General features: G+C 41.9%; 8 protein-coding genes. All 8 read right to left on the bottom strand.

Features of this window, described 5'->3' with window-relative positions:
- Positions 1-63: 63 nt before the first annotated feature.
- Positions 64-2,895, bottom strand: coding sequence for an endo-beta-N-acetylglucosaminidase (locus tag IGI92_RS02340; protein WP_430607849.1), 2,832 nt, complete (start codon positions 2,893-2,895; stop codon positions 64-66).
- Positions 2,896-3,070: 175 nt separating this feature from the next.
- Entirely contained in the window at positions 3,071-5,011 is a 1,941-nt protein-coding gene (locus IGI92_RS02335; RefSeq protein WP_086299057.1) for a glycoside hydrolase family 127 protein, read from the bottom strand.
- A 49-nt stretch (positions 5,012-5,060) separates the two neighbouring features.
- A complete protein-coding gene (locus tag IGI92_RS02330; protein ID WP_086299056.1) occupies positions 5,061-5,693 on the bottom strand; it encodes a DUF624 domain-containing protein in 633 nt (210 codons plus the stop codon).
- 4 nt (positions 5,694-5,697) lie between these two features.
- Positions 5,698-6,591, bottom strand: coding sequence for a carbohydrate ABC transporter permease (locus IGI92_RS02325; protein ID WP_016609627.1), 894 nt, complete (start codon positions 6,589-6,591; stop codon positions 5,698-5,700).
- A gap of 12 nt (positions 6,592-6,603) precedes the next feature.
- Positions 6,604-7,527: an ABC transporter permease gene (locus IGI92_RS02320; protein WP_016609626.1), complete on the bottom strand. Its 924-nt coding sequence runs from the start codon at positions 7,525-7,527 to the stop codon at positions 6,604-6,606.
- A gap of 102 nt (positions 7,528-7,629) precedes the next feature.
- The gene (locus IGI92_RS02315; protein ID WP_430607846.1) at positions 7,630-9,216 is read right to left on the bottom strand and encodes an extracellular solute-binding protein; all 1,587 of its coding nucleotides are present in this window, start codon (positions 9,214-9,216) and stop codon (positions 7,630-7,632) included.
- 121 nt (positions 9,217-9,337) lie between these two features.
- A complete protein-coding gene (locus IGI92_RS02310; RefSeq protein WP_430607844.1) occupies positions 9,338-10,888 on the bottom strand; it encodes a response regulator transcription factor in 1,551 nt (516 codons plus the stop codon).
- A complete protein-coding gene (locus IGI92_RS02305; protein ID WP_430607843.1) occupies positions 10,863-12,506 on the bottom strand; it encodes a sensor histidine kinase in 1,644 nt (547 codons plus the stop codon). The genes IGI92_RS02310 and IGI92_RS02305 overlap by 26 nt, the downstream gene beginning before the upstream one ends.
- Positions 12,507-12,536: the final 30 nt, after the last annotated feature.

Genomic DNA, 12,536 nt, shown 5'->3' with positions numbered 1-12,536 from the left:
ATTTTTCAGAAAAGCATGCTTCAGACGCTTCCCTTCTTAGGTTTAACGCCCTGCTCTTTTTCGCTATTTATCCATTCCGTATACTTCGACTTCATAGATTCGGGCTGCCGAATCTGCTCCTTGTGTTGGTTTATCGATACTGATTTTTACATATTGCACCTTCTGGACGGCAAACGTATTGGTGCTATTGCCGGCTTCATTTTTCAACGTTCGTGAAACTGGCTCATAGTCTTTGCCATCTTCACTGACGAGCACCGTATACGCCCGCGTATTCATGTCTGGACCTTCTCCACCAGCCTCCGCATGAGCGAGGCGTACTTCACTGACCGTTTGTGGCCGACCGAGATCGATCATCAACTCATGAGGCGCATTGCCTGTCGCACACCACTTCGTACTCAAATCACCATCGAGGGCAAAAGCCGGTGCTTCGGCATCATTGACAAACGATGAAGCAGTTGCTTCGGCATCTTTTGAAAGCAGCAGCAACTCTTTCCGCGCATCAGCAGAAATCGTGATCAATCCCGCCATTTCCAGAGGGGTCTCTCCTGCTTCGTTTTTGGCAACAAGCGTGACTTTGTAGGTACCTGGTTCCGAATAGGTCACTTGGGGATTTTCTTCTGTACTGCTCGTGATATCGCCGCCTTCAAACGTCCATTCGAATGCTTCAGCATTCGCAGATGAGGTATTCGTGAAGGTGATCGTTTCCCCCGGTGCTGCCAAGGTTCTAGAGGCTGTAAAGGCCGCTTTTGGCAGCTGATTGTTCGGCCAAGTGATCTCCACCGTATCTGATAGCTTGCCACGATTGCCATAGCGATCCACTGCCACCACCGCGAACTTGGTTTTCGTCCCTTTTGGACGTTCAACGGCATTCAAATAGTGGTTGGTTGCTGGCGTAGCTGCTAAGAAAGAGCGTGAGCCGTCATCGTTCAATTGGTAGATCTCATAAACCGCAGCTGTCTTGTCCTTGGCAGCTTCCCACGTTAAACGGACACCCGCATAGTTGCCCTCTTCCTCATCAAAGAGCACATCCTCAACCGTCAATGCTTCGGCAGCGAATTTCTCCGCTTTCTGATCTCCGATCGTTAATTGCCCTAAATTCAATTCATAGACATCACTGGTTTCTTTCGTGGTTATGTCATAACCGATCGCTGTCACTTCTCCTTTGATGTCTTTCAATGAGTAGGTGATCGTCGTCCAGTCTGTTGCGACCTCTTTGTCTCCTTTGATTGTTTGTGTCGAACCATCGGCTAAGGTCACGACCAAATCAAGAGTTGTCGGTACCGTTGCTTTGACAGTCGTTGTTAGCTTCGTCTTTTTCGTCACAGGAAATGCTGTCTGATACAATGCCATGTGACTGGTACTGCCTTTTGTCATCTGTCCACGTAGTTTCAGTGCATTTCCGCCATTGTAGGCATCCGCATAATTGATTGATACAGCCAAATCATTATCTTTTCCATGATCAAAGACCCAACGATAGGTCGGCAAAACAGCTTGCAAGCTTCGGTTGTTCCAATTGCGGCTGGACACTTTTTCTCCGTCGATAAAATAGTTGTAGCCATTACCCAGACTAAAATTCGTCACAAAAGGCAGCTCTGTGATAGCGGTCTGTTCCAGGGCATACGTGGAGATTCCAGGCCACTCTGTCGCTTCTGGCAGCTGGCTTTCCCGAGGATCGCCCGTGTTATTGACCCAAAAAGCATTCTCTTTGCTTTGGAAATCATCCGGCGTACTAGCAGAAGAATAGGTCCAGCTAGGCACATACAGGCCCAATGAGGTATAAGGAACGCCTTTTTCATCCGTAAACAGATCCCAGCGCACAGGCGTTGCATAGCCATTTTCTTGTACATCGATCCCAGCAAAAAGATCGTAAGGATCGACACCGATTTCACGGGCTTTTTCATTGGAGGCCTTCAACAGCTCTTTGTCCGCCAATTTGTCAGTGGTCCACCAGAAATTCAAGAACATACTATCTGCCAATGGGTTCATCTCTGCATCCACTAAATAGGCTTTGTTCTTATCCGTCAACGCGTTTTGCCAATCCATTTTCCCATCACTCGTCATGGAATCATACCACATGATCTCTAAATGCTCGTCGGCTTGTTCTTTGAATTGGGCGATCAGTTCTTGCATCGCTTTGGCGTGGCTTTCATTTAGTCCTTTACCATCAGCCCCCGATTGTTCGACACCTTCCGCTGCATCATCAAAACTAGTGACCGCCGTATCGGTTTCTTGATTGATGAACCAGCCATCAAAGCCATACGTATTGGCAACTTCGATCATTTTTTCTACGATCGGAAAATTGCCGTCCTCATCCTTAGCTAAAAACGTATCTAGCCATTCCAACTTCCCACCATGGGCAGTTTGTGGAAAGAAGATCGTTCCTAAAACCGGCACGCCATTCCTATGAGCAGCATCCGTTACATCAGGACTTGGTGGTACGATGATCCCTTCGCCAGAAGAGCCGCCCCAATAAACCAATTGATCGATGTATTGCCAATAAGAAAAGACATTGGCATCAAAGGTATTGATCCCTCGTGGTGCATTGCCGCTCGTACTGCTATTCATGATCGAAAGCGCTACGACTTTGGTTTCTGCCGTTTGCGTGTCATTCATCTTCGGCAACGTCTCTTTAGCTGCCCGCTGCGCTAATGGAACAACGCTGGTATTATATTTCGCATCTGGATCTTTTTCAAAAGACCATGCCAACAAATCCTCTGGGAACCAATAAGACGACTCCGGTTGATTGTCCATCGCTTTTTCCAACGTACTTTTGGCTGTTTCTTGGTAAACGACTTTTCCAGTTGTCTTCGCCTCACTTTGGGTGCAGCCACCGATTGCCGTTGCCGCTGCCAATACCAACAAAGATACGCCAACTTTACTGATTTTCCTTGTCACACTTCTTCCTCCTTGTTTTACATAAACCCGCCAACATTCCTACACTAAAACGATAACGCTTTCAAAGATAGGAATATAGGAACAAATTAAAGAAATCATGCAACAAATCCAAGAAGGTTGAGTTTAGAAAAAAAAGAGCCTCCTTTTTGGGAAGCTCTTTGGCCCTGCTTACTTCTTACTCCTTTCCAACGAGCGGCAGCCAAACGCGCATTTCGCCTATGCCCCGATTGCCCCATAAATGGTATGGGATCAGTTGCCACGTACGAGGTATGACCGTTTCCGCTCGTTCTTCGTAAAGGGTTGTTCCCGACCATTCTTCGCTTTGGTAGCCTTTGATCGCCAAACGTAAAGTAGTTGGCAACAACGTATCCTCTTTCGCAAAGGTCGCCTCCAGCGCCTGTGGGTCGATGCGGCAACGCCAGAGTGCTTGACCATTGTCGGCTTCTTCTATGCAATACACGAAGGGGCCACGTTGCAATACGACTTGATTGATGTCTTGAATAACTTGAGGATTCGCACGCAAGATTTGCAATGGTTGTTCAAAACGGATATTGGCCGTCACGTTTTCGACTGCCTCAAAGATGATTGCCTCGTTCGTCTCCTGCCATTCGTGTTCACTATCGATTTGAAACTTACTTAGTCCGTTAGGTTTGTGGATGATGAGCGTCTTTGGAATGCCTTGATAGCGAATCGTGAGGTCCTCTGTAAAAGGAAACCCGCCCGTTTGTTCAAACGTAAATTGATCAGGTTCTTCTAAACGGCTTGCTACAAATAAATTCACGTAAAGCTTCTCTTGATCGCAAGTGTAAACCAAGCGCTGCAGCGATGCGACCATCCGTGCAAAATTGGGCGGACAACACGCACAACCGAGCCAATCGGGTCGTTGGGCTTTGACGTGACCTTTGCCAGGATTTTCTTGATCTCGTTGGGGATTGACCTCCAAAGGATTCACGTAGAAAAAGTGTTTGCCGTCAATTGCCGCACCAGAAAGGACGCTATTATACAACGCTCGTTCCATCGTCGCTAAATATTTTGGTTCATTGGTTAGTTTGAACAGCTCAAAAGAAAATTGGACCAATGCAATGGCTGCACAGGTTTCACAATACATCGTATCATTTGGCAAATCATAGGGACCGACAAAGGCTTCCCCGTGAACGGTTGAGCCGACGCCACCGGTCACATACATTTTCTTACAGGCGATGTCTTCCCAAATCGCTTCACAAGCGTCGATTAATGCTTGATCTTGGGTATGCTGGGCGACTTTTGCCATCCCGCTTGCCATATACAGCATTCGTACCGCATGACCTTTGGCTTCATGCTGCTTTTTAGGTTGATCGTAGGCTTGTAAATAGGTGAGGTCTACCCTTGGCGTTTCATCCGATAAGCCATCCGCTTGGTTTTTCAAGATTTCTTTTTCGTAAAAGGCAGGATCTTCCCCACGTACTTCAAGAAAGAAATCAGCGAATGTCAAATAGGTTTGTTTACCGGTGTATTCATACAAACGCACCAGAGCCAATTCGATCTCTTGATGGCCATCAGCACCTTGAATTTTTCCAGGCTCCCGCCCAAAATACGTGCAAATATTGGCGATATTTTTCTCTGCCACGGTCAGTAATTTATCCTTACCTGTTGCTTGATCATAAGCGATAGCCGCTTCGACTAGATGCCCCGCACAATAAAGTTCATGACTGAAATACAACTGACGGTATTTTAACTTCGGTCGAGTCAATTGAAAGAAGGTATTTAAGTAGCCATCCGCTTCTTGCGCCGCAGCAACTAAGTCAATCACTTCATCTACTGTCTTTTCCAATTGCGGATCGCTGGTATTCAACAAGCTATACCCAGCCGACTCGATCCATTTGTAGACATCGCTATCTTGGAAAAACCAGCCAAAATGTTCTCCTTCCATTTGCCCTGCAGCGATGCGAAAATTCGCCAAGGCATGGCTTTTCCCAGCTGGCAAATTAGGATCTTCCCGTTCTGCTTGAACATCTACATCGATTTCATCATTTAGGACTTGGTATTGGTAAGGAATCGTTTCTTTGCGAACAAGCTCTTGGTACCCTTGCCAAAACTCGTCCGTGAGCTGGATCTTGTTTAATGCGAATTCTTTCATTTCGTTCTCCTATTCTTTTATTTTGAGATTTTATGGTAAATGTACGAGCTTAGACAGTCGTATGCTTTTTTTCAGGTAAAAAGACATACGCATCTTTTTGTTTAAACAAATTAAGTTGAAAATAAACCAGCGGTGTAACACCAAATACGAAGAATAAACCCGGTAGTAGGTAGTAGCAACAGCTGATCCCGACCATAAGGACGAAAATTTGACCGGTCAATCCAGGTTTGCCAAGCATTAGAATCAAACTTTTTTTAAGCATGGGTTTCCAAGCTCGTTCGTGTTGAAAAAACCAAAAGAGATTGGCTAAAAAAAGGAGACTAATCACTATCAGAAGTTGGATCAACAAATAAACGGTTGTATCGGCTTCGGTAAAGACATAGTGTCTCATTAGCATCAAGTCAATCGAAAAAAGGGCTGTTAAAGGAAGGATAAAGAGTCCTAATCGATTCATTCTCCAAAAGTTTTTTCGAAAGCTTTTTGCAAAGGACTGAAACAATTTTATCGCATTTGCTTCTTGATATTTTTCATCATTGCAAAGTTCGTAAACCGCATTGGTTGCTGGCAATAGTCCGAAAAGAACTAAGCCGAATAAGGTAAACAGCAGCCAATAGCAATGCAACAGAAATAACAGTAAGCCTTTTTTCCCAATGCTCACATGTAAATCGACTAGCTTATTCATGTACTCACCCTTTCATTGCACCAATCATGACTCCTTTATCAAAGTATTTCTGTAGGAAAGGATAGATCACCAAAATCGGTAAGGTCGAAACAATGATGGCGCCATATTTGATCTGATCTGCATATTGTTGTCCGTAGCCATCACCCAAAGCGCCCGCACCACCTGCAGATGCTTGATTTGATAGTAAAATATCTCGCAGAACGATCTGTAAAGGTTGTTTTTCGTAGTCGCGAATAAATACGAGTCCTGTAAAGAAATCGTTCCAATGTTGGACCAAATAGTAAAGACCCACCACAGAAATGACTGCTTTGGATAGCGGTAGTGCTACAGTAACAAAAAATTTTGCATAGGAGCAACCATCTAGAGCGGCTGCTTCATAGAGACTATCCGGAATGCTTGTCTCAAAAAAGCTTCTTGCAATGATCAAATTATAGACATTGACTGCCGAGGGAATAATAAAGACCCACATACTATCGATCAACCCCACATCTCGATAAAGTAAATACGTAGGGATCAAGCCACCATTGAAAAACATCGTAAAGGTAAAGAGAAACATCAAAAGTTTTCGAGGTTTAAATTCCTTTCTTGATAAGGCAAAAGCTGCGGGTAAAGTAAAAATTAAATTGACCGCCGTTCCTCCTAACGTATAAATCAAGGTATTGCGATAGCCCGTCCAGATCCTAGCATCTTGTAAAATTTTTTCAAAACCAAAAAAGCTGATATTCCTAGGAAAGAGCGTGACTAATCCTTTAGAAACCATGTTGGAATCACTAATTGAAGCGATGACGACAAAAAAGAGCGGATAGACGACAATCAAAAAGATACTCAAGCAAAGTATGATGATCGCTAGGTTAAAAAGAAGATCTGATTTAGGTTTGTTTGTTAGTGATAGATTCATATAGCCACCCCTTTACCATAAACTACGGTTCGTGTATTTTTTCGAAAGACCATTTGCTAAAACTAAAAAGAGAAAATTAATGATGTTATTGAATAGCCCGATCGCTGTTGAATAACTAAATTGACTGTTTAAGATCCCAATTTTATACACATATGTAGAAATGACTTCTGAGACGCTCAAATTCAAACTATTTTGCATCAGGAAAATCTTCTCAAAGCCAGCATTTAAAACCCCACCCATATTCATAATCAACAAAATAACCATCGTTGGCACTAATGCTGGTATATCAACATGGAGGATTTTTTGAAAACGATTGGCGCCATCGATATCTGCTGATTCATAGAGTTGCGTATCGATACTCGAAAGTGCCGCTAAGTAAATAATGCTGTTCCAGCCACAGTGCTGCCAAACCTCAGAAATGACATAGACGGGCACGAACGTACTGTCGCTCCCCATTAAGTTGACAGAAGAATCCAAGTTCAAGAGGTTGACTAAAACACCTGTTTCTGGTGAAAGAAAGACTTGCAATATCCCTACCATCACGACCGTAGAAATGAAGTGAGGTAAATAAACCGCAGTTTGCATGACTTTTTTTCTTTTAGGGTTTCTGATTTGATTGATGATCAATGCCAATAAAATGGGAGCAATGAACCCAAAAATCAGCGTTGTCACACTGATCCGCAACGTATTGACTATCACGGTTTGGAACATCGGGCTTTCGAAAAATTGTTGGAAATACTTGAAACCGACAAATTCGCCACCAGTGAGTCCCTTCGTAAAATCGAATTCCCGAAATGCTAGTTGGATACCATACATTGGTATGTAATTAAAAACCAAAATGATCGCTAATGCCGGTAAAACCATCAACCATAGCTGCCATTGTCGACTGAAATGAGACAGTAACCGATTATTTTTTTTCACGAGAACTGTGTCCATGATCTTCACTCCTTTGATAGATTTAGGTAAATGGCTGGTCTTTGTTATTCAAGCATGAACTTGCGATTGCTTTACTCAACTCTGACCAGCCTCACCACTCACTTAATTCCCGTAATATTGATCAAATCCTTTTTGAACGATCTCGATATTTTGATCTAAGCCGCTATTTTGCAAGGTTGTGACATATTGCTCCCACTCATCTTCAATGCCACCTTTTGTCACCCATTTAGCAAATTTTGTCATTGCTTCATTGAGGATCGTTGTATTGTTGTTTGCTAGTGTTGTGGCATCCTCATTACTAAATTTCAAGAGATTGAATGGTACTACTTGTTCTTCAGGAACGATTTTATCCACGTAAGGATGCAACACTTCATCTTGGACCTCATTCGCTTTCATATCTGCGCCAAGTTCGACATCAAGAGCGTCTGAAATATACATTGGACTATTGTCCGCCCAAGTTGTTGTCCACTTCCATGTCCCTGGATCGACATTTTCATCCGCAGGTGGCAAGACGCGGTAAGTGTCCCCCTCTTTTTCGATGTTAGTGCCCAATGACCCAAACAATGCTTGGATTCCGATTTCTGGATCGTATAGCGCATTGACGAATTTTAAGGCTCCGTCCATATTTTTGGTTTGAGAGGAAACAACGGCAAAGTTTACCCCATAATTAAGCGAGGTTTCATAGCTCCATGTCGGTTCCACTCCAGCTTTTTGAATCAATGGTGCCATTGATGTATATTGATCTGCTAACTGATTACCAAATCGGTCTGAAGCTTCCCAGCCCCAAGTAAAACCGACTTTTGCCGTCTCGCCTTCTCCTCTACCAGTGGACTGATAGGCACTATAATCTTGAGAAAAAGCCTTAGGATTAATCAAGCCAGCTTCCCAGCACTTGTTCAAAAATTCCACTGTTTCTTTGTAACGCTCATCAACAAAGAAGTTGCCTACCTGTCCATTTTCAGCAAAGTAGCCGGTATTTCCTCCTTCTGAAACAACGATACCCGTACTTGCTAAAAGCTGCATTGGTTGGAAATAGCCAAAACCGCCGGTTCCAACTGGACTCCAATCCATTGGAATTTCATCGCTAGCATCCCCATCTCCATTCGCATCGTTTTCTTTGAATGCGACCAACACTTCGAATAGTTCATCCCATGTTTCAGGTACGTCTAACCCAAGATTGTCCAGCCACGTTTGATTGATATATTGACGAGAAGCAGATTTAGGCCAAAAACGCTGGTATTTTGGTAAGCCATAGATCTCTCCATTCAGTTGAGTAGCAAGTGCTTTTGTTTCTGGTTTTTCTTCAAACATCTTTTGAACATTTGGCAGGGCATCTAAGTGATCAGATAAATCGGTGAACAAGCCAGGAAACTTCGCAAATTCCGCATCCGTCACAACATTGGGTCCCAGAATCAAATCGGGAATATCTCCAGAAGCCAACATTGGGGCTTTTTTCTGATCCCAATCAGCGGAAACTTCCTCCCACTTTATGGTCAGCTCAAGTTCTTCTTCTAGTTTGTTCAACCACTCAATATCTTTGTTCTTTTGCGTCAAGCCATGTTTTACCACTAAAACATTTAACTGGTTGCTTGACGACTCTCCATCTCCCTCACTTGAAGATCCTCCCCCGCATCCAGAGAGCAATCCGATCAATGCTGCGGAACAAAACACCAAACCTATTTTTTTCATTTTCTCATCCCTTTCACTCTTGTTACACTAAGTATAACGTCGAAAATGAAAACGCTTTTATTAACAATTTTTACTTCTACTCTCTTTTTTTTACTCGCCAACCATTTTTACATGATCCGCTTCATTCATAGTCCATAATGTTGCGGTTAAACTGATATGGAGAGATTCCTACACGTTCTTTAAAAACACGGAAAAAATAATTATAGTTCGCAAATCCGCTTTGCCTTGCGACTTCATTGACACTACAAGACGAGGTACTCAACAATAATTTTGCATAATCGATCCGCAACTCAGACAAGTATTTTGAAAAAGACTGTCCCCATTGCTGCTTAAACACCCTACTTAAATAGGAATAATTTAAATCAATCGCTTCGGCGCAGGTCTGCAAGCTGATCGGCTCTTTGAAGTGTTGATGAAGATAAAGAATACATTTTTTTACCGGCTCGTCAACAGGCTTAAAGACTTCTTTTTGGAAATTTTTTACACTTAATGAAATGGCTTCAAAAAAATCTGCTTCGATTCTTAGTAACGTATCGAACTGTTGATAATAATTGATTTGAATCATCGTTTCCATCGGTTGTCTAAAGCTATTACTCATCGCTAAACTGATTTGAAAATCGATTTGTGCAATTAATTCTAAAGCCAGCGAACGTGCGACCCGTTTTTCTCTTATATACTCAAACAGTTTTTTACTATAATATCCGATATTCTCTGGTTCGATGTATTTGGTATAAAAATAGATTTTTTTCAGATACAAAGCGATCTCATGCTGTTGAAAGACGTTTTTGCTGCATTCTTGGCTTGAAAAATGCAGCAACTCATTCGGACGTGAAAAAAAGAGTAAATCTGAGATTCGTTCATCGCTCTTAAATAGTTCTAATACCTCCGACAGTCGATTGCTTACTGGGGATCGCAGGAGAAAAAGTTCAACATCTAGTAAGCGCTTGGCAGCATGGTAGCACTTGTTTTTGATCGTTTCCAAGTAATCATTGATCGCTTTATAGGACTTGATTTTTGCAAACGAGTAGAGCATAAAAAGCTTCCCATCATCAGTCACAAAAGAGAGCATTTCTATGGTTTCATTCTTTGTGTCTAAAATCAATTGCTCTAAAACAGCGCTCACTTTTCGTTTATACTTTTCTTTGTCCCAAACATTTTTGCTGATAGAGATAGGTATCATAACAAGTCCTACCATTTTTTCAGTTACAAAATGCGGATACTGTTGCATCAAGAAACTTGTATTTCCATGAAAAAAGTCACGTAGAGAGGGTGTTTCGTAAGCAGGCGCAGCGATAGGCTTGTTTGTAAAAAAATTGATTTTTTTCAGCGCTTCCGAAATCACTTCCTCGCTCAATTCATGTTTCAAAAGATAGTCAACGACCCCATATTTCATGCTACCACTCGCATAATTAAAGTCGGCATAGCCACTCATCACGATCACTTTAGTCGTGCGATCGATCAGTTCCAATTGTTCTAAAAAGGCTAAACCATTCATAATTGGCATATTCATGTCTAAAAAAATGAGATCTACAGAATAAATCTCCAAATAATTTAACAATTCGTAAGGATTTGCCGTACTGAGCACAATTTCAAATTGAGGGAAATTTTGTAAAATAGTACTTATTTTGTTGCGTGAAATCAACTCGTCATCCAAGAGGGCTATTTTCTTCATCGTCGTTTTCTCCAATCATAGGAAGCTCAATAATGACCCTGGTATAAACCTCTAACTCTGTTTCATATGTGATACCATAGTCTGGACCATAGTAAAGCTTGATTCGTTTATCGATATTATGGATACCAATTTTCGAATAGTGTTTTCCATTGCTTTTTTCTCGATCGTTTATCTGTTTTATCGCTTCTTCTGTTAGTCCATTACCATTATCTTCAACCATTAAACAAAGCTTATCTCCCCTTTTTTCTCCACTTATTTTTATTTGCCCTTTTTCGCTATTCGTTCCAACAAAATTGTGCAAAATGCTATTTTCAACAATGGGCTGCAAAATAAATCGGAGGATACGGCAAGATAAAATCGCTGGATCAAGCGCCCAATGAACATCAAAGCTATCAATATAGGCAACTTTTTGGATGGACACATAGCTTTTGACATGTGCTACTTCTTCAGACAAAGGAATCAAGTCTTGTCCCTTATACATCGTGGCATGCAACAATGATACAAGTGATTTCGAAAGATGGGCAATATTGTTAGCCTGTTGTAATTCAGCCATCCAGGTAATCGAGTTTAACGTATTGGACAGAAAATGGGGGTTGATTTGAGCTTGTAAAAAGTCGATCTCAATTTCTTTTTTCTCTTTTTCTCTGGCTTTATTTTCTTCCATCAAAGTATTGATATTGGCTATCATCGAATTAAAGACTATACTCATTTGTTTTAATTCGTCATTGCCTTGGATCTCAACAGTGGTTGATAAGTCCTTATTCTTGACCCGCTCCATTGCTTGGTTTAATTGATCGATTCGTTTCGACAGTTTTAATATAATCAGCGTAGCCACAAAAATACTCATGCTGACGATCACGATACACAGAAAAATCATCAGTCGTAAATTCTGTGTCAACGGTCCCAAAAATGGCTTTTTAGGGAGATGGAGATGAAACCACGCTTCGACTTCTTCACTATAGAATGATTTCTCATACAAATTGGCTTGGTCTTCATCAATGGTGCCAACTTCAGCAAGCACCGTTTGCTTTTGATCTAACAAGGCGATCTGCGTACCAGCAGGGAGATTTTCTAATTGATCATTAAGAAACTCGCTTGTATGAAGGAATCCCACCAAATGCCCCAGGACTACTTGCCCGACTTTGATTTCATTTTTGATATAAACAGTCGAATCATCAATCTCTCTTGCATAAGCGGCCTCATTGGTGTAACCAATCAGCTTTTCTTCAACAACTGGATCAACTAACCCAAACGACATCAACCGATTTTCTTTGGAATAAATCGCCATTCCCAGCAAATAAGGTTGAAATTGATACAATGGTTCCACGATCTCTTTCAATTCCATAGTCAGCTTGATGCTCTCAAAGGTGTCTCTCGTAATCCGTGGTTGTTCACTGGCCTCTTTCAACGTGTCGTAGCCATCCATAATCAATTTATAATTGATATGATTGAGATCCGTACTGATCGTATGGATATTACGTAAAATAGAGACCTCGATCTCTTTCGCTTGGATCTCCATATTTTTATCAATGATCTTATTCGCGGTATTAGAAAAAAAGAGAATGATCAGTGACGAAGTAACGACATTTGCAATAATGATCGTTACCATAAGTTTCATTTTTATCTTCAATCGCATCACACTTTCTAA

The sequence above is a fragment of the Enterococcus sp. DIV2379 genome (assembly GCF_050542965.1).
In the GTDB taxonomy this organism is placed as follows: Bacteria; Bacillota; Bacilli; order Lactobacillales; family Enterococcaceae; genus Enterococcus_D; species Enterococcus_D entomosocium.
Note: the sequence above shows the minus strand (reverse complement) of the source record. Positions and strands in the feature narration are given on the sequence as shown.